This window comes from Gallibacterium sp. ZY190522, from assembly GCF_054166015.1.
This window is the reverse complement of record NZ_CM135118.1, coordinates 299,671-320,738: the sequence shown is the minus strand read 5'-3', so window position 1 is coordinate 320,738 and position 21,068 is coordinate 299,671. Positions and strand designations below refer to the sequence as shown.

Genomic DNA, 21,068 nt, shown 5'->3' with positions numbered 1-21,068 from the left:
ATGGCTTGAATGGGTATTTAGCCTATTTTTACTTTTAGCTTTAATGATATTACGTTATCTATAATAGCTAAATGTTTTTCACTTTTACCTAGTTATACCTCGTTTTAGATTTCAACGACAAGCTTTATTTTGTTGATTGAGAGGATTGTATATTCTCATTTGTTAACGGCTTTCCTTGGTATTCTCCCGTTAAACTATGTAAGAAATCAACAATATCGCTCACTTGCTCTTTTGATAAACTTACACCACTTTGATATTTCAACATCATTTCCACTGCTTGGGTTAAATCTTGTGCATTTGCATCGTGGAAATAAGGTGCGGTAAGTGCAACATTACGCAATGTAGGCACTTTAAAACGATGTTTATCATAAGGATTTTTCGTTTGAGCAAAGCGACCGTCATCTGCTTCTGTTAATGGTTTATTGCGATCAGCAAAATAATCTGCTTTTAATCCCATTAATTCATAAGATTGGCCACCTAAATTAGTGCCAGTATGACAAGTATCACATTTATATTGGTGGAATAACGCATAACCATTTTTTTGTGTTGCAGTTAATGCATTTTCATCACCTTGTAAATAACGATCGAATGGACTGTTTGGCGTGATTAAAGTTTTTTCAAACTCTGCAATGGCATCAGTAATATTTTTTTCATTAAAACCTTCCGGGTAAATTTTTTCAAAGGCTTGTTTGAGCGACTTATCTTTGTTGAGATTATCAACAATTTGTTGCCAATTTTCTGCTCCCATTTCTACAGGGTTTAAAGGAGGCCCACCAGCTTGTTCGGCTAGATTTGCTGCACGACCGTCCCAGAATTGAGCAAAGTTGAAAACAGCATTATAGACAGTCGGTGCATTAATGCCTCCTTTCTGTCCTTTAATTCCGGTAGAAGTAGCAAGGTTATCCACACCACCCGTATTTAAACTATGACAACTAGCACAAGCAATCGTCCCATCGCCAGATAAGGCTGTGCTATGATAAAGCACGTTACCTAGTTCCACTTTGGCAGGATTAACCGGCAAACTTTGTGGCACAGGTTGTACAAAACGTTCTGCTGATGTACCAGAGGTGTTTGCAGGAAGTTGGTATTCTTGGCGAACTTTATGAATCCAATCAAGCAAGATTGCTTTCTCTTGCTCGTTTAAACCAGATCCCCAATGTACTATTTTGAAAGAATGAATAGGCATTTCGTTATTTTGGATCACGCTTTCAAGTTTCGCTAAATCCGCCGCAGAAATGCGTTGAGGTTGATTAAGATAATCGGTAATGTTATCCAACAAAAAATGGGATTGCCCTTGCTTAATATCTTTATCCATTAAACTGCTAGCGATAGGCAATTTTGCATAAAATGGCATATTAGCATTGTTACTATGGCAATATTGACAGCCATTATTATATAGCACGGTTTCAACGGCACGTTGCTGAGGATCAGTAATTTGGCTTTCTTGCAAACGGCGTTGTGTTTCTTGTTTATCAAAGTGGTGGATATATGCCACCGTCCCTAGATAAGCGACGGCACCTGCACCAATAAATGTAAATAACCACGATTGAGGTTTCATAAGATTCTCCCTTATAGAATAGAAAGTTAGAAATTATCGGCATAGTATTCATAATTATGGGTAAAAAAATATTGATAGAACTCAATAAATTTCATTGACATATCCTATAGCTCTAATAGGTATAGTTTTGTATAGTTATTAGTATGGAAAATATGAAATAAAAACACCGCACTTTTAAAGATAAAATTTAATAAATAAATTTGTTTTTGATATAGAAATATTTTTATTCAAAGTAGAAAAAATTATAGTCGTCTCAATTTTCTATAGCTTAAATTTTAAACTCAACTGAAATATATAAAAAAGAAGTGTTCATTAATTTAATCTATTATTAAATTTCCAAACTCAATAAGGATTAAACAATGAACACTTATTATAAACATATTTCTAATAGACACGGAAAAGATAATGGTTTTACACCTTCAATAGCTCATAATAATCAAATAAATTACTACGGGGATATGTTGGAACAGTAAAAGAGCAATCAATGAAGTCGGAGATTCAAGAAAAAAGTCGATGAATTCAATCATCGACCTCACGAATATTTAGATTAACAAACACCTTATAAGGTATTACACGAAGTTTGACAACTCAAGAATTAATAAACCGCCATTATTACCATTACCCAAATAATACTAAGTGCCGGGCCGAGTAAACCAACCACAATACCTCCCAAGCGGAATTCCGCTTGACGAATTAAGCCAGTACTAAATGCAATAGCATTTGGTGGTGTTGAAACCGGTAAAAATAACGCACACGATGCGCTTAACCCAATGACTAACGGCAAAATTGCCGGAGAAACATCACCGGAAAAAACTTTTAATAACGATAAGCCAACTGGAATTAAAATCGTGGTGGCAGCCGTGTTACTCATAAAGTTAGATAACACAACAGTAATAAATGCAAATAAAATCAACAACATCATAAAACTGATATGAACGTGGCTTAATTGATTCACAAAATGAGTAGCAATTTTTTGTTCTTCAATAGCCAAACCTAATGCTAAACCACCGGCAACCAGCATTAAGGTATCCCACGGCAATTTACGCACATCATCCGAATCAAGTACACCAAGCATTGTTAAACCAACAATAGGAATACCAGAAGCGGCAGCAATCGGCATTCCGAACCATTTTGCAGTCAGCCAGAAGAACAGCGTAACCGCCAAAATCACCAACACAATTGTTTTTTGTGTACGATGCTCTTTTTCATCTTCAGGATTTTCAATTTCTTTAGCTTCCTGAAGAAATTGGAATTCTAATTTTTCTTTGGCACTAATGCGATAACGTTTAATTAATACTCGCCAAAATACTAAAATTAGCACAACAGCAACTGGCGTTCCCATTAACATCCATTCAAGAAAAGAGATGTGATAACCAATATTTTCCAATGCACCAACAGCAATCGCATTCGGTGCTGAACCGATAATAGTTGCCATACCGCCAATGGAAGCCGCCGCCGGAATACCTAACAACAATGCACGAGAAATATTGGCTTTTTTATCCAAAGTCACAAATAGCGGGCTGACGGTCGCAATCATCATTGCGGTAGTGGCGGTGTTACTCATCAACATTGACATCACCGCAGTTAATGCCATCAAGCCAAGCAAGATATTTTGCGGATTTTTACCGAATTTCGGCAACATTCGTTTTAACAACAGAATATCCAACTCTGTTTTTTTCATTGCTTCCGCTAAGAAAAAACCGCCTAAAAAGAGCCAAATAACGCTATCTGACCAAGTTTGCAGATACTGCATCGCATTTTCCGCATCGCTTCGCCCCATAATTAACACCAGAAAACCGATAATCAAAATGCCGACTGAAAACGGAGGAATTGCTTCCGTTACCCACAGTGAAATAGCGAAAAAAATAAGAAACAGGACATAATTCTGTGTTTGTGTAAAAAGCGGATCACTCAACCAGTTCATCATTGCCCAACCAAAAAGCAGTGAAAAGATAAATAAACCGACCTTACTCTTCCTCACTTCCGCAATTGGATGCTTAGTGAAATTTTTTAGCGATGTATAAATCGAATCAGACATAACAACAAATACTCCAAACTACCTAATAATAACTTCGACTTATTATAGTAGAAAAAAGGGCAGATAACTCTGCCCTATATCACATTTTTAAACGCTAAATTATTGGAATAATTAACAATTTATTCATTTTTCTGAAACAGTCAACAATTTTCTTTGATTCCTCGCTCAATCTGCTCGAATAATTGGTAACGTTTCCGATACATCGACCGTTTTTTGCTCTGAATTTCTTCCAGTGGACGTTGCTCAACTTGCAACGGTAATTGCCAATATTTATCACCACGTTGCGCACCGTTTTCTTGCCAAAATTCATCATAATTCATATAAATTTTTTTGCTGCCGTGCAGGCGAATTTTGGTTTGATAATGGTGAGGAATACCAACCAATTGCATTTGCCAATGTTGTGCCAACCATTTAAAACACTCCACCAATAAAAACATCGGACGCATACCGTGTAACTGTTTAGTTAAAGATTTGACGATGTCAGAGGCATTTTCACCTCGAGGGCCTTGTATACTGGCAATAAGTATTTGGTTATTCTCAATAAAAGCAAATGAAGCATCATAATAACGTTGCTCACTACCATCCTGAATATTGATGGAAAAATAGCCTTCATAAAAATCAATTTGATTTAAATTGAGATATAAGCCTAAACCATTTTCTAAATCAGCCAATTTAATTGAATTGTTCGCAATCAGTTGCCGGCAACGTTCCTCTCCTAACAAACGCTCCATTTGCAACAAGCTGTACTCAATTTGTTGCACACGCTGCTGTGCCGAAAAACGCTTATCACAATAATGAAACATTACACTGTGAAAACGGTGTTTCTGCCGTTGGAAAATCGGCAACCAAAGCGGATGTTGATTCAGAAACTGAATTAATTGATTACCTTGACGATATGTCAAAGTGCGACGTAAAAAATAGCGTAAAATATGGCGAATTTGCTTTAAAACACGTTGTTCCTGCCCCCAAGGATACATTTCACGCACAGTTGGAAAATGTGTAAATGGTTGTTGTTCTGTCATAATTTCTTTTTCATTTATCGTTAAATTGGGCGCTATTCTATGCAACTCAACTAAAAGAGTAAAATTGTATTACGCTAATTTGCAAACAAGTTAAAAAATTACCTTGCAAGCCGATAATAATTGCATATAAAATCATTTTTATTACATAATTATTCAAAAATAGGAAGTTAATATGATTCGCAGCACAGAACTTGTTCAATGGTTCCGTCAATCTACGCCTTATGTTACAGCACATAGAAATAAAACTTTCGTGATTATGCTTGACGGCAACACCACTTCCAGCCCTAATTTCAGCAACATTATTGACGACATCAGTTTATTACATAGTTTAGGCATAAAATTAGTGATTGTTTTCGGTGCCAGGAAACAGATCAACGATGCCTTGACACTCGCTCACATTGCAGAGCGTTATCACAAAAATATCCGCGTAACCGATCAGCAAACGTTGCATTTAGTTAAACAGGTCGTTGGCTGTCTGCAATTCGACATTACTGCTCGTCTTTCATTGCGAATGAACAATATTACGCATAACGGCGTACCAAATGTGGTCAGTGGTAATTTTGTCATTGCACAACCAATCGGCGTTGATGACGGTGTTGACTATCAGTTAAGCGGGAAAGTACGGAAAATTGATAGTGAAGGAATCAAACAACAATTAGAACGAAATGCTATTGTGGTAATTAGCCCTATCGGCGTTTCTGTTACCGGCGAAACCTTTAATTTGGCTTTTGAGGAGTTGGCAGCACAAATTGCCATAAAATTGAAAGCAGAAAAAGTAATCGGATTTTGTGAAAAACAAGGTATTATTGATAAAAATCAGCAAGTTATTGCAGATTTAACTCTTCTTGCTGCAGAAGAGCATTTACACCAATTAATCGCAAAAGATGCTTATCACAGTTCTGAAGCGCGTTTTCTACAAACCGCATTAGAAGCCTGTCGTAACGGTGTAAAACGTGCTCATTTGTTGAGTTACCTTGAAGATGGCTCTTTATTACAAGAACTTTTCTCTCGTGATGGTATCGGAACACAAATCTCGTTAGAAAGTTCAGAAATTGTGCGTATCGCCAATATTAAAGACATTCCAAATTTATTAGCATTAATTCATCCACTTGAACAACAAGGCATTTTGGTCAAACGTTCACGCGAACAGTTGGAAATGGAAATCGATCACTACACGATTATTGATCGTGATGGCGTGATTATTGCTTGTGCAGCATTAAACCCTTATTTTGAGGAAAAAATGGCTGAAATGGCTTGTGTTGCTGTACATCCAGATTATCGCAACTCTTCACGAGGTGATATTCTATTAAGTCATATTCAAAAACGAGCAGTTGCACTGGGCATCAAAAAACTGTTTGTCCTCACCACACGCACCGTTCATTGGTTCCAAGAACGGGGTTTTGAAATCGCTAATGTTGAAGATTTACCACAAGAAAAACGTGAAAAATATAATTATCAACGCCGTTCTAAAATTTTGATTCAACCTTTAGAAGAAGAATAATTGACTCGATAGCCTATTTCTCTGCAAATAGGCTATTTTCTCTACAAAATTTAAAATAATCTCGCATCTCCTCTATTTTTTTCTATAATATCCGCCTTTATTCATCGTGGTTCGCAAACCTCCCACGCAAAAAAACTAGGAATATTTATGCAAAACAAAAAAGCAATCGTCATTTTTTCTGGCGGTCAAGACTCCACCACTTGCTTACTACAAGCCCTACAAACCTACGGCAATGGCAATGTTGAAGCCATTACTTTTCACTACGGTCAACGTCATAGCATTGAATTGGACAAATCGCGCTGGATAGCCAATGATCTCGGCGTGAAACAGACCATTCTCGATCTCTCTTTAATGCAGTCCATTACTCACAATGCGTTGATGGATAACAACGAAACCATCCAACAAAAACAGGGTGAATTGCCTAATACTTTTGTCGATGGTCGTAATGCGCTGTTTCTGCTCTATGCGGCAATCTATGCCAAAGGTCAAGGGATTAGCGATATTATTACCGGCGTATGCGAAACCGATTTTAGCGGTTATCCTGATTGTCGTGATGTCTTTATTAAATCAATGAATGTTACCCTTAATTTAGCAATGGACTACAGTTTCAACATTATTACACCATTAATATGGCTGACTAAAAAAGAAACCTGGGCTTTAGCGGATCAATTAGGCAGATTGGAATATGTGATGCAACACACGCACACTTGTTACGAAGGTGTCGAAGGCGGCTGCCACCACTGCCCAAGCTGCTTATTACGAGAAAAAGGCTTAAACGAATATTTAGTGGAAAAAGAGGCAAAAAATGTTGAAAGTCGCTAAAGAATTCAGTTTTGATATGGCGCATTTATTAGACGGTCACGACGGCAAATGCCAAAATCTTCACGGACATACCTATAAATTACAAGTTATCGTCAGCGGCGAAACTGAAAATAGCGGTGCAAAAAAAGGAATGGTGATTGATTTTGCTGATTTAAAAAAAGTAGTCAACGATCTGATTATTTCTCCAATGGATCACGCATTTATTTATGACCAAAGCAGTGAACGAGAAATTAAAATAGCTCAATTATTACAACAACTTAACTCAAAGACCTTTGCTTTACCGATGCGTTCTACCGCTGAAAATTTAGCTCAATTTATTTTTCAACGCTTAAAGGAAAATGTTGGTTTTCATCTTCATTCCGTTCGTTTATGGGAAACGCCCACCTCCTTTGCAGAATATGGTGAAGAGTAATGAAAACTGAATATGCTATTGTTGAAATTTTTGAAAGCCTTCAGGGAGAAGGCTTTAATACCGGAATGCCTGCTATTTTTATCCGTTTCGGCAAATGTAATTTAGCCTGCCCTTGGTGTGATACCGATTATCAAACCTTTTCACTGATGACACTACAACAGATTGCCAATCAAGTTACTTCTTTTACAGCAAAAAATATCATTATTACTGGCGGTGAACCGACTATTCAACCAAATTTAGAAAAATTATTAAGCCATTTCAAAAAGTTAGGTTATTACCTAGCGATTGAAACCAACGGTTTAAAACCGATTCCACCGCAAATTGATTATATTGCTACCAGTCCGAAACGTCTGTATCGTCACAAATATCAACAACGCGGTATCACTCACGCTGATGAGGTGAGAATTGTGAATGATGACAAAAATATCCAGCTCTTTTGCCAAGAAATTGCTAAAAAAATTCAAGCAAAACATTATTATCTTTCGCCTTGTGAACAACAGGGAGAAATGAATCTACTGGATACCATTCGTAAGTTAGGACAACTTAATGAAAATACTGATATTAAATGGCAGCTTAGTATTCAAACACATAAATTGGTTGGGATTGAATAAAATAAGCAATCGATTGCGTGAAAGTTTGCATAAATAAGCGTATAATTCTGCTCAGTTTTTTATCACAACAGGTATCTTAATTATGCAAACAATCAGCCTAAAGAAAATTTATTCTGGTAAAGTTCGTGATCTCTATGAAATTGATGACAAAAGAATGTTGATGGTAGCTTCTGACCGTTTATCCGCATTTGATGTTATTCTTGATGATCCAATTCCACGCAAAGGGGAAATACTCACTCAAATCTCAAATTTTTGGTTTAACAAACTTGCTCATATTATGCCAAATCATTTCACAGGCGACACTGTATATGATGTTTTACCTGAAGCAGAAGCAAAGGCTATCGAAAAACGTGCTGTTGTTTGTAAACGTTTAACGCCTATCAAAATTGAATCTATCGTTCGCGGTTATTTAACCGGCAGCGGTTTAAAAGATTATCAAAAAACAGGTTCTATTTGTGGTTTAGTATTGCCGAAAGGTTTAGTTGAAGCCAGCAAATTGCCTGAACCAATTTTTACCCCATCAAGCAAAGAAGAGATTGGTAATCACGATATCAATATCAGTTACGCCGAATGCGAAAAACTCATCGGCAAAGATTTAGCAGCACAAGTGAAAGAAAAAGCAATTGCTCTTTACACTACTGCTGCGAAATATGCTTTAACTAAAGGCATTATTATTTGCGATACTAAATTTGAATTCGGTTTAGATGAAAATGGAGTATTAACACTGATGGATGAGGTGTTGACTCCGGATTCAAGCCGTTTCTGGTCAGTTGATAGCTATCAAGAAGGCATTAATCCACCATCATTCGATAAACAGTTTATTCGTAACTGGTTGGAAAACAGTGGTTGGAACAAACAACCGCCTGCTCCGAAAGTGCCTCAAGAAATTATTGATCAAACTGTAGCAAAATATCAGGAAGCGTTTGATCTGTTAACAAAATAAATAGCGTTTTTCATAAAAAATCTGCATTTTAAATTAATAAAATGCAGATTTTTATAAGCGCGGATGACTATTTCTGTTCTCCTACATCATCTTTCATCCGTTTTTTTAACTTTAACGTCGGAACAAGCCGCCCATTCCTCCAAGACCGCCCATTAATCCTTGCATTCCTCGCATCATTTTCGCCATTCCACCTTTACGCATTTTTTTCATCATTTTTTGCATTTCTTCAAACTGTTTCAGCATACGGTTCAGATCCTGCACTTGTGTGCCTGAACCAGCAGCAATACGGCGTTTACGTGATCCTTTAATAATGGCAGGATTTCGACGTTCTTTAAATGTCATCGAATTGATCATTGCTTCCATTCGTTGGAACATTTTGTCATCTACTTGATTTTTCACGTGATCTGGTAAATTCTGCATTCCCGGCAATTTATCCAACATTGACATCATCCCGCCCATTTTTTTCATTTCGAGCAGTTGTTCACGGAAATCTTCTAAGGTGAAATCATCCCCTTTTTTAAATTTCTGTGCCATTTTTTCGGCTTTTTCCTGATCGACATTACGTTGTAAATCTTCGATCAAAGAAAGCACATCGCCCATACCGAGAATACGAGAGGCAATTCGTTCCGGATAAAATGGCTCTAAAGCATCGGTTTTCTCCCCCATACCGAGGAATTTAATCGGTTTACCGGTAATTTGACGAATAGATAACGCCGCACCACCACGTGCATCCCCATCCACTTTGGTTAGAATCACACCGGTCAAAGGCAAGGCTTCATTAAACGCTTTAGCTGTATTGGCGGCATCCTGCCCGGTCATTGCATCAACGGTAAACAAGGTTTCAATCGGGTTAAGCACTTGATGGATCTGTTTAATTTCATTCATCATCTCTTCATCAACGTGCAAACGACCGGCAGTATCGACAATCAATACATCAAAAAACTTTAATTTCGCTTCCGCCAAAGCTGACTTAACAATCTCTACCGGCTTTTGCGAAGCATCAGACGGATAAAACGTTGCATTAACACTCTGTGCCAATGTTTCCAACTGTTTAATCGCCGCTGGGCGGTAAACGTCGGCAGAAACCACCATCACTTTCTTTTTATGACGCTGTTGCAAAAATTTAGCCAATTTAGCGACACTGGTTGTTTTACCAGCCCCTTGCAAACCAGCCATTAAAATCACAGCCGGCGGTTGTGTTGCAAGGTTAAGCGTTTCATTGGCTTCACCCATTGCCTTTTCAAGCTCTGCTTGAACAATTTTGATAAATTCTTGCCCCGGTGTCAGGCTTTTATTTACTTCAACACCTAAAGCACGTTCTTTAACTTGATTAATAAATTCTCGAACGACCGGCAACGCCACATCGGCTTCCAACAAAGCCATTCGTACTTCGCGTAAGGTTTCTTTGATATTATCTTCGGTTAAACGACCTTTGCCACTAATGTTACGCAATGTTCTTGACAAACGATCTGATAAATTCTCAAACATAGAAAATCCTGATTCTGAAACGGAGTGTTAACAATGACAATCTAAAAAACACTCGAAAAAATAGATAAAAAACAGTGGGCATTATACCGAAAATTTGCCTGTTTTCACCATTTGCACATAATCCTATGGAAAAATTCATAGAAAACTGCTAACTTTTTAAGGCTTATGTTTTTTTAGAGAGCAAAAATTATGTTGTGGATCGGCGTGTTAGCTATCGTTGCTTATTTAAGCAGTATCTTATTAATTACTCCGGTATTAATGAAAGTCCAACAGGGAGAAACCAGCAATATCACTCGTTCAGGAAAGCAGTGGGTTTTTCATAGTGCGATATTAGCAATCGTATTGCATTTGATTGGATTAATGAACAGTTTCTTCGTTGCTGGTGGGCAAAACTTTACTCTATTCAATGTTTCTTCATTAATTTCCGTCTTAGTCAGCCTTGTAGCAACATTAGCAATGTTGCGTACCAATACATTTTGGTTTGTGTTACCTATCGTATACTGTTTTTCCGTAATAAATATTGTCGGGACAACATTTTTCCCCGGTAGCTTCATCAAACATTTAAGCGAAAACAATGGCTTATTATTCCATATTGCATTAGCACTTTTTAGTTATATTGTCTTTGCCATCAGCACTTTATACGCATTGCAACTTGGTTGGTTAGATCGCAATTTAAAACAGAAAAAAATGACCTTTTCTCCAATGATCCCATCGCTTATGAAAGTAGAAAAACAGCTGTTCCAACTGCTCATTTTAGGGGAAGCATTACTTACTATAACTTTGATCAGCGGTAGCATTTACCTGCCAAACTTCTTTTCAGCGGATCAAATTCAAAAAGCGGTTTTCTCTTTCATCGCTTGGATTATTTTTGCAATTTTATTATTAGGTCATTACAAATTACATTGGCGAGGAAAAAGAGTGATCATTTACACAATTTCAGGTATGATTTTGCTCACTTTCGCTTATTTCGGCAGTCGTTTGATTGTGATGTAAATGAAATTTAGGTGGCGTATTTATCAATAATATAAATACGCCGTATGATTGACTTAATATAGGATTTTATTTTGGACAGTATCCCCATAAGTACATTATTTTTTCTGTTAATTTTGTTACTTATTCTTTCAGCCTATTTCTCAAGTTCGGAAACTGGCTTGCTTTCATTAAATCGTTATCGTGTACGTTATCTTGCAGATAAAGGGAATCGAGGGGCTCAAAAAGCCGAGAAATTATTAAAGAAAACCGATATTCTTCTAAGTTTTATCTTAATTTTTAATAACTTAGTTAATATTATGGCGTCTGCTCTCGCCACAATGATTGGTCTACGCTTGGGCGGTGATGCCGGTGTTGCGATAGCTACCGGTGTGCTAACTTTTGCAATGTTAGTCTTTTCTGAAATATTTCCTAAGACTGTTGCTGCGATTTATCCGGAAAAAATAGGTTTTTTCAGCAGTCATATTTTATCGGTACTGATCAAAATCTTCCTACCGTTAGTCTATTTTATCAACTTCTTTACTAACGGCTTAATGCGTTTAATCGGGCTAAAACCGGACATCAAATCTCATTCCATCAGTGCAGAAGAGTTACGCAGCATTGTGAACGAATCCGGTAAATTTATTCCGCGCGCTCACCAACAGATGCTGCTTTCCATTTTAGATATGGAAAAGGTCACCGTTGAAGATATTATGGTGCCTCGAAATGAAATCAGCGGTATTGATATTGAAGATGATTGGAAATCGATTATGCGTCAATTAAATCACGCTGCCCATAGCCGAATTGTTTTATACAAAGAAAATATGGATGAAAATGCACTGGGTATTTTACGTGTTCGTGAAGCCTATCGTTTAATGACCAATACCAATGAATTTACCAAAGAAACCTTAATGCGCGCCGCTGATGAAATTTATTTTATTCCTGAAGGCACGACTTTAAATGCACAATTATTAAATTTTAAAAATAATAAAGAGCGTATCGGTTTAGTTGTTGATGAGTATGGCGATATTAAAGGCTTGGTTACGTTGGAAGATATTTTAGAAGAGATTGTCGGCGAATTTACTACCTCTAATTTGCCGTCTATTGAAGACGAAGTACAACCACAATCAGACGGCACGGTCATTATTGATGGCTCGGCTAATATCAGGGATTTAAATAAAATGTTTAATTGGCATCTCGACACGGATGAAGCCAGAACCTTCAACGGTTTTATTCTGGAACATTTGGAAGATATTCCACAAGAAGGTACAGAATGGAGGATCGGTAATTTAAAAATTAAGATTCTGGAAGTCAGTGATAATATGATTAAACAGGCTAAAGTGAAAAAATTAAGTTGATTGTTTAGAAGATAAAAATACCACCACTCTTTAATGATCTGCACCCCAAAAGTTGGACTTATTATCCAACAACATACAGAGGTGCAGATTTTTTATGACTAAATATAACCAAACATTTAAACAACAAGTGGTAGATTTCTACTTTCAACACGAGGAAAGTCTTTCTTTAACCTGTCGTACATTTACCGTGTCTAAACGCACATTAAGGTATTGGAATTGAGTGCTTATCAATGTAGTCGTCATCCAGATGGTAGATTAGTAAAACAGATGGTGTTACAAGCAATTGCTCGGTTGGCTGAGGGTGATTCACCGATATTACATTCAGACCAAGGTATTCAGTATCAAATGGCAAGTTATCAACAGTTATTAGCTGAGCACAATATTGTGCAGAGTATGTCAAGGAAAGGCAATTGTTTAGATAATGCCGCGATGGAGAGTTTCTTTGGTCGGATGAAAGTGGAATGTTTTTATGGCAAAACTTTCGACAGCATTGAAGAACTTGAATCTGTTATCAAAGAATATGTTCGTTATTACAATGAGGAAAGAATACAATTAAAATTAAATGGACTGAGCCCTGTTCAATACAGAATTCAGTCCTTAAAATAACAGTCCAACTTTTTGGGGTCAGATCAAAAAGTGGTGTTTTTTTATTGAGGAAATTAGCTGTTGCAACTTTCACAAGCTGCAGTAAACATCCACACTAATTTTTCTTGCTCTTTGATGTAGTCACTCATTTGTGAAGCTGTACCTTCATCATCAGCATCGGCAGCTAAGGCGAGGATTTCACGTTGCTGTTTTAACAAGGTTTTGAAACCGCTTAATGTGCCACTCAAACAGTCTTGCGCAGCACTTACGCCTGTATGTTCTTCAATTAAAGACTTAGTTAAATACTCACTGAACGCATTGCTTGGGGTGTAGCCTAAAGTCAAAATACGCTCTGCGATTTCATCCACTTTCACTACTAAATCATCATAAATTTCTTCAAATTTTGCGTGTAATTCAAAGAAGTTCACTCCTTTAATGTTCCAGTGATAACCGCGTACGTTCATATAAAATACTTGATAAGTAGCAAGTAAATTATTGAGTTCTTGTGCTAATTTTTCTGAAGTTGCTTTGTTTAATCCTATATTTGTTGCCATAAAATATTCTCCTTTGTTTTGTTGCAAGTATAATAGAGGTTAATTCATTACAAATAAAATGGATATAAATGATAGATTTTATAGCTTAAAACTATTAATTTAACTATTTTAATAGCTTTAAACTTTCAAAAAGTTAGAAATTAATATTCTTCCACCCTCAGAAATATAAGATTCAGGATGGAATTGCACGCCATAAATAGGCAAATAACGATGTTGAATAGCCATAACAACATTCTCATCATCAACTGCAGTTATTTCTAATTCTGATGGAAAACGTTCTGTAGAAACTGCCCACGAATGATAAAGCCCGATTTGAAATTGGGCTGGTAAACCTGCAAATAAAGATGATTTTTCCTGCAACACGTTGATTTTTCTCGCTTGTCCATGTCGTACTGCTAACAAGTTATATAACTCTGCACCAAAAAACTGGCATAGGGTTTGATGCCCAAGGCAAACCCCTAAAATCGATTTGCTATGCTGATAGCGTTCCAACATCGCAAACAGTTGTGGATAAGCATTCGGCACATCAGGGCCGGGGGAAATCAAAATATGGCTGAAATTGTCCACTTCATAAAGGTTTAGCTGTTCCACATTCACCACAGAAAACGGCACGTCAAATTGACGAATTAAATCCACTAAATTATAGGTAAAAGAATCGTGATTATTGATAATTAATAAATTTGTGTTCATCTCAGGGATTCACTACAATGACCAAAATGTTTGTTATCTTACTTGATTCATCGCCCTTATGCCATTTAATCACTTTGTGCAACAAGCCAACCGTTTAGGTACGCAACGCACGCCCTTTTTCTTTTTGATTGATTTTGAACAGCAAAAGCCCATCATTTGCCCTCTTACACAATGTGCAGAGCAAGGCATTTGGTTTGAATTTGCCAGCCAAAATAATCTTGCAACGGCACAAAAAGCTCCCCCTAAACAGCCCTTTAAGCTAGAAAAATTTCCCATTGATTTCGCCACTTATCAGCAAAGTTTTGAAATTGTGCAACAGGCGTTACAGCAAGGAAATTCCTATTTGCTTAATCTCACTTACGCCACGCCAATTGCAATAAATTACGATCTCAATACGCTGTTTTATGCCACACAAGCGAAATATAAACTCTTGTTTAAAAACGAGTTTGTCTGTTTTTCCCCAGAGCCTTTCGTGATAATCGCGCATAACCAAATTTTCACTTACCCAATGAAAGGCACAATTAACGCCAACTTGCCTGATGCAGAAAATCAATTACTCAATTGCGAAAAAGAGCAACGGGAACATTACACCATTGTGGATTTAATGCGCAATGATCTGGCTATCGTAGGACAGAATGTGCAAGTGAAGCGTTTTCGTTATTTAGAAAAGATTTTCACCGAACGTGGTGCGATCTGGCAGACAAGTTCTGAAATTTGCGCCGATCTTAAGGAAAACTGGCAAGCCAACATCGGCACAATGCTCAGCCAGCTTTTACCCGCAGGCTCAATCAGCGGTGCGCCGAAAGAAAAAACCGTTGCCACCATTCAACAAGCGGAATTAGCACCTCGGGGTTATTACACTGGCGTGTTTGGTATTTTTAACGGCGAAAGCCTAGAAAGTGCGGTGGCCATTCGCTTTATTTCTCAGCAAAACGGAAGCTATGCTTTCCACAGTGGCGGCGGCATCACCATTCAAAGCCAAGCAGAGCAAGAATACCAAGAGTTATTGGAGAAAATTTATGTTCCACTTAAATATCAGGAAGGTGAAAAATAATGAATTTTCCTCTGTTTGAAACCCTGTGCATTGAAAAGGGACAAGTGCAAAATCTTACCCTGCACCAACAGCGTTATGAAAATAGCCTACGTGAATTTTATGCTAACCAACCTTATAAAATTTTTTCCTTAGAAAAAATTCTGCAAAAAAACACCACACTTTGGGCGAACAACCAAAGTCCGATTATCCGCTGCCGCATCGATTACAATGCTACGCAATATCGCCTGCAATGTTTTCCCTATCAACGCAAAGTCTACCAACGCTTTCAACCCGTGATTTGCGATGATATTGACTACCACCTCAAATACAGCGATCGTGCTATCTTCAACGAATTGCTAAAACAAAAAGGCGATTGTGATGAGATTATGATTATCAAAAATGGTAAGGTAACGGATTGCTCCATTGGTAATCTGGTGTTACGCCAAGGCTCACAATGGTTCACTCCCGACAGCCCATTGTTAATCGGCACGCAACGCACAAAACTATTACAAGAAAATAAAATTATTGAGATAAAAATCTCAATATCAGACTTGCCTCTATATGAAGAAATACGATTAATAAATGCGCTAAATCCACTATAAATCAAATTTTGATACAAACAACATAACATCTAAACCAGTCCTTATTTTTCATACTGTTATATATTTATTACCCGTTAGCTTTAATGTATTTAAATATTATTTTTCAAAAATAAGATCTCAATCACACTTTTTTAAAAGAAATAAATTGAAAATAACACTATTAACATTAGTATAACAATAGAAATCCCACTTATTTAGCGAGGTTATTTTATGCAATTATTTTTGAGCATTTTTCCTATTGTTCTTCTGATCTATTTGATGGTAAAACGCAATGCATTACCTTCTTACGTGGCTCTTCCTTGGATAGCCGTTGTTGTTTTAATCATACAGTTTATTTTCTTTGGAACAGATATTGCCACAGTGAGTGCAAATATTGCATCAGCATTGATTGCAGTTCAAACACCAATTACTGTGATTTTTGGTGCAATTTTATTCAACCATTTCTCTGAAGTTTCAGGTGTTACTAATACATTGCGCAAATGGTTGGCGAATATTAATCCAAATCCTGTAGCACAAATTATGATTATTGGTTGGGCTTTCGCTTTTATGATTGAAGGTGCAAGTGGTTTTGGTACGCCGGCTGCTATTGCTGCCCCAATTCTTGCCGGATTAGGATTTGCTCCCTTAAAAGTTGCGATGCTCACTCTTGTAATGAATTCCGTTCCGGTTTCTTTCGGCGCAGTGGGAACACCAACTTGGTTCGGATTCGGTCCGTTAAATTTAACAGACTCACAGATCCTAGAGATCGGTTCAATGACTGCAATTATTCACTCTGTTGCAGCATTAATTATCCCTTTAATGGCATTACGTTTAATCGTTGACTGGAAAGAAATCCGTCAAAATATTTTATTTATCTACATCAGCATTCTAGCTTGTGTCATTCCTTACTTTCTATTAGCACAAGTTAACTACGAATTTCCATCTTTAGTTGGTGGTGCAATCGGTTTGTTAATTTCAATTTTAGTTGCTAATAAAGGCATTGGTTTAGCAAAAGCTGAAAACACTTTGGATGATAAAGCAGTCAGCTATAACCAAGTAATTAAGGCTCTATTGCCTACCGGTCTTCTTATTGCCATTCTTATCATTACACGCTTACAGCAATTACCATTCAAAGCAATGATGAACGATGCAACTACTTGGTTTGGAATCCAATTAGGCTCACTTGGTTTGTTTGAAGTCAGCCACGGATTGATTTTCAGCTTAAAAAATATCTTCGGTACATCTGTTTCAGCAAGCTATAAGTTACTTTATGTTCCAGCATTAATTCCATTTGTGGTAACCGTGTTAATTTCTATTCCACTGTTTGCACTTTCTGCATCTAAAACCAAAGATATTTTTATGAGCAGCCTCAAACAGACTCGTAATCCATTCTTAGCATTGGTTGGCGCATTAATTATGGTTAATTTAATGTTAGTCGGTGGTGATAATTCAATGGTGAAAATTATTGGTAAGAGTTTCGCTGCTGCAACCGGAGAATATTGGACACTATTCGCCTCCTATTTAGGTGCAGTTGGTGCTTTCTTCTCAGGTTCAAATACAGTATCCAACCTCACTTTTGGTAGTGTTCAACTTTCTACAGCGGAATTGACCGGATTATCAGCGACACTTGTGCTTGCCTTACAATCTGTTGGTGGTGCAATGGGTAATATGGTTTGTATCAACAATATCGTTGCCGTATGTTCTGTGTTGAATATTACAAATAAAGAAGGAACAATTATTAAGAAAACTGTTGTTCCAATGATAGTGTACGGTATTATTGCAGCACTTGTTGCCACATTATTACTCAGTTAGCAAGACACGTTAATTACTTATTTTTAATCTCAACCGGCATTTTGTCGGTTGAGCCTGTCTTTAAATTGGAGTGCTTATGAAAGCTAATTTTTATGTAACTTGTATTGGTGATGCAGTAAAAGCAAATGTTGCCAAACAAAGTGTCTTATTATTAGAAAAACTCGGTTGTGAAATTCTCTTCTTAGAAAAACAAGGATGTTGTGGACAACCTGCAACTAATGGAGGTTTTATTAAAGATGCCATTCCCGGAATGAAAAATCTAATTGAAACCTTTGAAGTTAATGATTTTCCTATTATCGCTCCTGCCGGTTCTTGTGTTTATTCCATCAAAAATTATCCTGAATATCTTAAGGATGAACCAAAATGGGCAGAACGTGCGAAAAAAGTGGCTGATCGTTTTTATGACTTAACTGATTTTATTGTAAATCAACTGGGCATTACCAATGTTGGTGCCAAATTGCTTGGCAAAGCTGTTTATCACCCTTCTTGTAGCTTATTCCGTAAACTTAACATCAAAGAAGAACCGCTAAAATTATTAGCAAATGTTGAAGGTCTTGAACTCCTTCCTATAAAAAATCAAACTACTTGCTGTGGCTTTGGTGGCACATTCTCTGTAAAGATGTCGCAAATATCGGGCGAAATGGTTAAAGAAAAAGCAAAACATATTCAAGAAGTAGAGCCAGATTATTTAATCGGTGCTGATGTAAGTTGCTTAATTAATATTGGCGGTCGTTTAAAACGCGAAGGCAGCTCAATAAAAGTACTACATATCGCTGAAGTATTAATGTCCAAATAGGAGCAAACAAATGACTATTCAGACAACAAATTTAGCTTTCAAAAAACACGTTGAAGAAGAATTAAATAATGAGATTATGCGTCAGGCTGTGGTTATGGCTCAGGAGCGTATTGGCGCTAATCGGCAAAAAATGGTCGATGATCTTGGACATTGGGAAGAATGGCGTGAACAAGCAAAAGAGATTAGAAATTACGTTTTAGAAAATCTAGATGCCTATCTTTATCAATTATCAGAAAAAGTAACTGCTAATGGTGGACACGTTTATTTTGCGCAAACGGCAGAAGAGGCTAATCACTATATTCAACAGCTTGCGTTGCAAAACAATGTGAAAAAAGTTGTTAAATCTAAATCAATGGTAACAGAAGAAATTGGCTTAAATCACGTTTTAGAAGCGGATGGTATTAAAGTGATTGAAAGCGATCTGGGTGAATATATTTTGCAATTAGCCGGCGATAAACCTTCTCACATTGTCGTGCCTGCTATTCATCGTGATCGCTATCAAATCCGAGATATTCTCAAAGAAAAATTGGGTTATCAAGGCGATGCTACACCTGAAGATATGACCCTTTTTATTCGTGAAAAAATCCGTCAAGATTTCTTAAGTGCAGATATGGGCATTAGCGGTTGTAACTTCGCTATTCCGGAAACCGGCAGTCTTTGTTTAGTCACCAATGAAGGCAATTTAAGAATGGTTACCACCGTGCCTAAAATCCACGTTGCCGTAATGGGAATGGAGCGTATTGCGCCGACTTTCCAAGAGGCGGAAATTCTGATTACAATGTTGGCTCGCAGTGCGGTTGGTGCCAAATTGACCAGTTATAACACTTGGCTTACCGGACCGCGCCTTGCCGGTGAAACAGATGGCCCTGAGCAATTTCATCTGGTTATTTTAGACAATGGACGCTCAAAAGCATTAGGTTCAGAATTTAATGATGTTTTACGCTGTATCCGTTGCGGTGCTTGTTTAAACACTTGCCCGGTTTATCGCCAAATTGGTGGTCACAGTTACGGATCTGTTTATCCCGGTCCAATCGGTTCCGTGCTGTCGCCGCTTCTCGGCAATTATCAAGAATTCCACGACTTACCTTATGCCTGCTCGCTTTGTACCGCTTGTAATCAGGTTTGCCCGGTAAAAATTCCTTTAGCAAATTTGTTATTAAAACATCGTACTCATATCGCAGAACAGGGCTTAAATCCAACAGCAGAAAAAATTTCGGTGAAAGCCTTTACCTTTGCCAATAGCCACCCTGCATTATGGAAAGTCGGTATGAATATTGGTGCTAAAGTAATGAAAGCAACCGTTAAGAATGGTAAAGCACCTTTGAATATTGGTGTTATCGGCGAGTGGACAAATACCCGCGATTTACCGGATGCTGACGGTGAAAGTTTCCGTAGCTGGTTTAAAAATAGAAATAATGGATAAGGAGTCCCTATGTTAGATCAACAAAATCGTTCACAATTTTTGTCACAACTGGCAAAGCAGTTAGGGCGACCTCTTCGTACTGAAGTTGTTGGCACTTATCCTAAAGTTAATGATTATCCAGAAACCCGTTTTACCGATCTTTCTGAAAAAGAGCGTTATCAAGCGTTTATCAATACCGCAAAAGATATGTTGGTGGATGTGGTTTTATCTACTGCAGAAAATGCTAAAAACGACATTATCAAAATTTGTGAAAAATATAATGGTGGTAATATTGTGCTGAATCGTGATGAACGCTTGCAACAATATCAAATCACTCAAGCCGTGCAACAGCAATACCACACGCATATTTGGACTGAAGCCAGTGAAGAAAACCTTGAATTCAGTAAAAGTGCCAATATCGGTATTGTTTTTGCCGAATACGGTTTAATTGAGTCTGGCGGTATCGTGCTTTATTCCTCGCCGAATAACGGTCGTTCCGTAAGTTTGTTACCACCAATTTCTGTGGTGGTATTAAAATGCTCCACGATTCAACCTCGCATTGCTCAAGTGGCAAAAGTGTTGCATCAAAAAGCGGAACAAGGCGAACGTATGCCATCTTGCATAAATATTATTTCCGGCCCCAGTGCAACGGCAGATATTGAATTAGTGAAAGTGGTTGGTGTTCACGGTCCAATAAAAGTAGTTTATTTATTGATTGATGATGTAGAAAAATAAATCCATTTCAAAAAGGCAGATTAACCAATCTGCCTCTCCAAAGGTGATATTACTCGTGGCAATGTGGTTTAGCAAAAGTACAAATGCAATATTTTTTGGCAGCAATGATATAAAATCTTAAGAAGATAAAGGTAGCCTTGGTGTTATGAGATGTATTG

The 21,068-nt window shown here is 37.4% G+C and carries 20 protein-coding genes, 1 pseudogene and 1 riboswitch; of the genes and pseudogenes, 15 read left to right on the top strand and 6 right to left on the bottom strand.

The features are described 5' to 3' along the window. Nucleotides 1–124 precede the first annotated feature (124 nt). The 3 genes from ACXPAV_RS01465 to ACXPAV_RS01455 form a co-directional block, all read right to left on the bottom strand. Complete coding sequence (locus ACXPAV_RS01465; RefSeq protein WP_458003793.1) at nt 125–1,558, bottom strand: cytochrome-c peroxidase; 1,434 nt, start codon at nt 1,556–1,558, stop codon at nt 125–127. Between the two features lie 595 nt (nt 1,559–2,153). Next, nucleotides 2,154–3,596 carry an SLC13 family permease gene (locus ACXPAV_RS01460; RefSeq protein WP_458003792.1) on the bottom strand — a complete coding sequence of 481 codons (1,443 nt, stop codon included), beginning with the start codon at nt 3,594–3,596 and terminating at the stop codon, nt 2,154–2,156. Nucleotides 3,597–3,736: 140 nt separating this feature from the next. After that, nucleotides 3,737–4,618, bottom strand: coding sequence for a VirK/YbjX family protein (locus tag ACXPAV_RS01455; protein WP_039173719.1), 882 nt, complete (start codon nt 4,616–4,618; stop codon nt 3,737–3,739). A gap of 175 nt (nt 4,619–4,793) precedes the next feature. Between ACXPAV_RS01455 and argA the strand changes: the two genes are divergently transcribed. The 5 genes from argA to ACXPAV_RS01430 all read left to right on the top strand — a co-directional run bounded on the left by argA (nt 4,794) and on the right by ACXPAV_RS01430 (nt 8,907). Further along, entirely contained in the window at nt 4,794–6,119 is a 1,326-nt protein-coding gene (argA, locus tag ACXPAV_RS01450) for an amino-acid N-acetyltransferase (protein WP_458004376.1), read from the top strand. A 100-nt stretch (nt 6,120–6,219) separates the two neighbouring features. After that, nucleotides 6,220–6,264, top strand: a riboswitch (PreQ1 riboswitch). Nucleotides 6,265–6,266: 2 nt separating this feature from the next. Further along, nucleotides 6,267–6,941 (top strand): 7-cyano-7-deazaguanine synthase QueC, encoded by a 675-nt coding sequence (queC, locus tag ACXPAV_RS01445; protein ID WP_458003791.1) that lies wholly within the window; start codon nt 6,267–6,269, stop codon nt 6,939–6,941. Further along, nucleotides 6,925–7,353 carry a 6-carboxytetrahydropterin synthase QueD gene (queD, locus tag ACXPAV_RS01440; protein WP_458003790.1) on the top strand — a complete coding sequence of 143 codons (429 nt, stop codon included), beginning with the start codon at nt 6,925–6,927 and terminating at the stop codon, nt 7,351–7,353. Before queC ends, queD begins: the two co-directional genes overlap by 17 nt. Beyond that, nucleotides 7,353–7,964: a 7-carboxy-7-deazaguanine synthase QueE gene (locus ACXPAV_RS01435; RefSeq protein ID WP_039173726.1), complete on the top strand. Its 612-nt coding sequence runs from the start codon at nt 7,353–7,355 to the stop codon at nt 7,962–7,964. Before queD ends, ACXPAV_RS01435 begins: the two co-directional genes overlap by 1 nt. An 82-nt stretch (nt 7,965–8,046) precedes the next feature. Next, the gene (locus tag ACXPAV_RS01430) at nt 8,047–8,907 is read left to right on the top strand and encodes a phosphoribosylaminoimidazolesuccinocarboxamide synthase (RefSeq protein ID WP_039084125.1); all 861 of its coding nucleotides are present in this window, start codon (nt 8,047–8,049) and stop codon (nt 8,905–8,907) included. A 111-nt stretch (nt 8,908–9,018) separates the two neighbouring features. Here the strand turns inward: ACXPAV_RS01430 and ffh are convergent, their stop codons facing one another. Continuing rightward, entirely contained in the window at nt 9,019–10,395 is a 1,377-nt protein-coding gene (ffh, locus tag ACXPAV_RS01425) for a signal recognition particle protein (RefSeq protein ID WP_039084124.1), read from the bottom strand. 189 nt (nt 10,396–10,584) lie between these two features. On the opposite strand from ffh, the gene ACXPAV_RS01420 reads away from it, so the two are divergent. The 4 genes and pseudogenes from ACXPAV_RS01420 to ACXPAV_RS01405 form a co-directional block, all read left to right on the top strand. Then, a complete protein-coding gene (locus tag ACXPAV_RS01420) occupies nt 10,585–11,388 on the top strand; it encodes a cytochrome C assembly family protein (protein WP_039094872.1) in 804 nt (267 codons plus the stop codon). Nucleotides 11,389–11,459: 71 nt separating this feature from the next. Next, entirely contained in the window at nt 11,460–12,722 is a 1,263-nt protein-coding gene (locus ACXPAV_RS01415) for an HlyC/CorC family transporter (protein WP_285092910.1), read from the top strand. A gap of 94 nt (nt 12,723–12,816) precedes the next feature. Beyond that, on the top strand, nt 12,817–12,942 hold the full coding sequence (locus ACXPAV_RS01410) for a transposase (protein ID WP_143403250.1): 126 nt from the start codon (nt 12,817–12,819) through the stop codon (nt 12,940–12,942). Next, nucleotides 12,936–13,328, top strand: a pseudogene (locus ACXPAV_RS01405) (IS3 family transposase); the annotation flags it as partial. The gene ACXPAV_RS01410 and the pseudogene ACXPAV_RS01405, both read left to right, overlap by 7 nt. A 53-nt stretch (nt 13,329–13,381) precedes the next feature. Here the strand turns inward: ACXPAV_RS01405 and ACXPAV_RS01400 are convergent. Beyond that, nucleotides 13,382–13,861, bottom strand: a complete 480-nt coding sequence (locus tag ACXPAV_RS01400; protein WP_013745376.1) for a Dps family protein — start codon at nt 13,859–13,861, stop codon at nt 13,382–13,384. A gap of 117 nt (nt 13,862–13,978) precedes the next feature. Continuing rightward, on the bottom strand, nt 13,979–14,551 hold the full coding sequence (locus ACXPAV_RS01395) for an anthranilate synthase component II (protein WP_458003789.1): 573 nt from the start codon (nt 14,549–14,551) through the stop codon (nt 13,979–13,981). A gap of 58 nt (nt 14,552–14,609) precedes the next feature. On the opposite strand from ACXPAV_RS01395, the gene ACXPAV_RS01390 reads away from it, so the two are divergent. The 6 genes from ACXPAV_RS01390 (at nt 14,610) to ACXPAV_RS01365 (ending at nt 20,910) form a co-directional block, all read left to right on the top strand. Further along, nucleotides 14,610–15,605, top strand: a complete 996-nt coding sequence (locus ACXPAV_RS01390) for an aminodeoxychorismate synthase component I (RefSeq protein WP_458003788.1) — start codon at nt 14,610–14,612, stop codon at nt 15,603–15,605. After that, a complete protein-coding gene (locus tag ACXPAV_RS01385) occupies nt 15,605–16,186 on the top strand; it encodes an aminotransferase class IV family protein (protein ID WP_458003787.1) in 582 nt (193 codons plus the stop codon). The genes ACXPAV_RS01390 and ACXPAV_RS01385 overlap by 1 nt, the downstream gene beginning before the upstream one ends. Before the next feature lie 210 nt (nt 16,187–16,396). Next, nucleotides 16,397–17,977: a lactate permease LctP family transporter gene (locus ACXPAV_RS01380; protein ID WP_458003786.1), complete on the top strand. Its 1,581-nt coding sequence runs from the start codon at nt 16,397–16,399 to the stop codon at nt 17,975–17,977. A 76-nt stretch (nt 17,978–18,053) separates the two neighbouring features. Continuing rightward, a complete protein-coding gene (locus ACXPAV_RS01375) occupies nt 18,054–18,773 on the top strand; it encodes a (Fe-S)-binding protein (protein ID WP_458003785.1) in 720 nt (239 codons plus the stop codon). Nucleotides 18,774–18,783: 10 nt separating this feature from the next. Further along, complete coding sequence (locus ACXPAV_RS01370; RefSeq protein WP_458003784.1) at nt 18,784–20,196, top strand: LutB/LldF family L-lactate oxidation iron-sulfur protein; 1,413 nt, start codon at nt 18,784–18,786, stop codon at nt 20,194–20,196. 9 nt (nt 20,197–20,205) lie between these two features. Further along, the gene (locus tag ACXPAV_RS01365) at nt 20,206–20,910 is read left to right on the top strand and encodes a LutC/YkgG family protein (RefSeq protein WP_458003783.1); all 705 of its coding nucleotides are present in this window, start codon (nt 20,206–20,208) and stop codon (nt 20,908–20,910) included. Nucleotides 20,911–21,068 lie beyond the last annotated feature (158 nt).

Bases quoted from the DNA above. Each gene is read 5' to 3' on its own strand.
- ACXPAV_RS01465 (WP_458003793.1), bottom strand. From the start codon at position 1,558: ATGAAACCTCAATCGTGGTTATTTACATTTATTGGTGCAGGTGCCGTC.
- ACXPAV_RS01460 (WP_458003792.1), bottom strand. From the start codon at position 3,596: ATGTCTGATTCGATTTATACATCGCTAAAAAATTTCACTAAGCATCCA.
- ACXPAV_RS01455 (WP_039173719.1), bottom strand. From the start codon at position 4,618: ATGACAGAACAACAACCATTTACACATTTTCCAACTGTGCGTGAAATG.
- queC (WP_458003791.1), top strand. From the start codon at position 6,267: ATGCAAAACAAAAAAGCAATCGTCATTTTTTCTGGCGGTCAAGACTCC.
- queD (WP_458003790.1), top strand. From the start codon at position 6,925: ATGTTGAAAGTCGCTAAAGAATTCAGTTTTGATATGGCGCATTTATTA.
- ACXPAV_RS01435 (WP_039173726.1), top strand. From the start codon at position 7,353: ATGAAAACTGAATATGCTATTGTTGAAATTTTTGAAAGCCTTCAGGGA.
- ACXPAV_RS01430 (WP_039084125.1), top strand. From the start codon at position 8,047: ATGCAAACAATCAGCCTAAAGAAAATTTATTCTGGTAAAGTTCGTGAT.
- ffh (WP_039084124.1), bottom strand. From the start codon at position 10,395: ATGTTTGAGAATTTATCAGATCGTTTGTCAAGAACATTGCGTAACATT.
- ACXPAV_RS01420 (WP_039094872.1), top strand. From the start codon at position 10,585: ATGTTGTGGATCGGCGTGTTAGCTATCGTTGCTTATTTAAGCAGTATC.
- ACXPAV_RS01410 (WP_143403250.1), top strand. From the start codon at position 12,817: ATGACTAAATATAACCAAACATTTAAACAACAAGTGGTAGATTTCTAC.
- ACXPAV_RS01400 (WP_013745376.1), bottom strand. From the start codon at position 13,861: ATGGCAACAAATATAGGATTAAACAAAGCAACTTCAGAAAAATTAGCA.
- ACXPAV_RS01395 (WP_458003789.1), bottom strand. From the start codon at position 14,551: ATGAACACAAATTTATTAATTATCAATAATCACGATTCTTTTACCTAT.
- ACXPAV_RS01390 (WP_458003788.1), top strand. From the start codon at position 14,610: ATGCCATTTAATCACTTTGTGCAACAAGCCAACCGTTTAGGTACGCAA.
- ACXPAV_RS01385 (WP_458003787.1), top strand. From the start codon at position 15,605: ATGAATTTTCCTCTGTTTGAAACCCTGTGCATTGAAAAGGGACAAGTG.
- ACXPAV_RS01380 (WP_458003786.1), top strand. From the start codon at position 16,397: ATGCAATTATTTTTGAGCATTTTTCCTATTGTTCTTCTGATCTATTTG.
- ACXPAV_RS01375 (WP_458003785.1), top strand. From the start codon at position 18,054: ATGAAAGCTAATTTTTATGTAACTTGTATTGGTGATGCAGTAAAAGCA.
- ACXPAV_RS01370 (WP_458003784.1), top strand. From the start codon at position 18,784: ATGACTATTCAGACAACAAATTTAGCTTTCAAAAAACACGTTGAAGAA.
- ACXPAV_RS01365 (WP_458003783.1), top strand. From the start codon at position 20,206: ATGTTAGATCAACAAAATCGTTCACAATTTTTGTCACAACTGGCAAAG.